Origin of the sequence: Streptomyces sp. NPDC094034 (assembly GCF_040303865.1) — a bacterium.
Lineage (GTDB): Bacteria > Actinomycetota > Actinomycetes > Streptomycetales > Streptomycetaceae > Streptomyces.
On the sequence record NZ_JBEOUD010000145.1, the window covers coordinates 1 to 1045 of the forward strand.

General features: G+C 70.8%; 2 protein-coding genes. One reads left to right on the plus strand and one right to left on the minus strand.

Annotation, left to right across the window (positions count from 1 at the left end; all coding sequences use genetic code 11):
* Positions 1-160, minus strand: a 160-nt coding sequence (locus tag ABTZ59_RS37280; protein ID WP_351426103.1) for an FAD-dependent monooxygenase, incomplete at its 3' end; no start/stop codon positions are given.
* A 187-nt stretch (positions 161-347) separates the two neighbouring features.
* Between ABTZ59_RS37280 and ABTZ59_RS37285 the strand changes: the two genes are divergently transcribed.
* A partial coding sequence (locus ABTZ59_RS37285) for an amidohydrolase family protein (RefSeq protein WP_351426099.1) occupies positions 348-1045 on the plus strand: 698 nt, incomplete at its 3' end.

Here is a 1045-nt window from a genome sequence, read left to right on the forward strand (position 1 = left end):
AGTCCACCCGCCGTCGGGCGAGCTCGATTGCCAAGGTCAAGCCCACGGGCCCGGCGCCCACCACCACAACCTCGGTTTCCGATGCCATGGCCCTCACTTTCCGCTTGTCCGAACGACCGTCACCTGGGTGGGGGCTTGACGCCGCGGGATGGCTCCGCATCCCGTGGACAGTCGCTCTCCTCTTCGCCTACGGTGGACTGCGGCCGACTTCCCACGGCCCCGTCGTCTACCTCCTGATGCAGCCCCTCCATGGGCGCAGAGCCCCCGGAACCGCCCCCAGCTTCACCATGCGCGCTGGACGCACGGTGGACGCCCGATGGCAGCACCGGACACCCAGGAGGAGCCTCATGGTCCGCACGGTCTTTCGCGAGGTAAGGATCTTCGACGGACATCACGTCCGCACCGACGACACCGTCGTTGTCGAGGACGGTCGCATCGCTGCGATCGGCCGCGGACTCGCTGTGCCAGCCAGCGCCGAGGTGGTGGAGGGCAGGGGGTGCACCCTGCTTCCCGGGCTCATCGACGCGCACACCCACATCGTCGGCGCCGCGCTGCGCCAGGCCCTGGTGTGGGGGGTCACCACCGAGCTGGACATGGCGAACTTCCCGGACAAGATGGCCGCGGCGAAGAAGGAGCAGGACGGCCCGCTCGGTTCGTCCCTCGCCGACCTGCGCTCGGCCTGCTGCGCCGCCACCGTCCCTGGCGGGCACGGCTCGGCGCGCTTCCCGGAGATCCCGACCCTGACCGAGCCCGAGGAGGCCGCCGGCTTCGTCGACGCCCGGATCTCCGAAGGATCGGACTACATCAAGGTCCACTACGACGACGGCCAGGTCTCGGGCCACATGGACGACAGCACGCTTCCGGTGATCCGGAAGGAGACCATGGCGGCGGTCATCGCCGCGGCCCGTGAGCGCGGCATGCTCACCCTTGTCCACACCGGTACCGTGCAGGCCGGCCTCGACGCCGTGGAGGCCGGCGCGCACGGCCTGGCGCACCTGCTCGTCGATCGCGCGCCCGGCCCCGGGTTCGGCGAGGCCCTCGCACG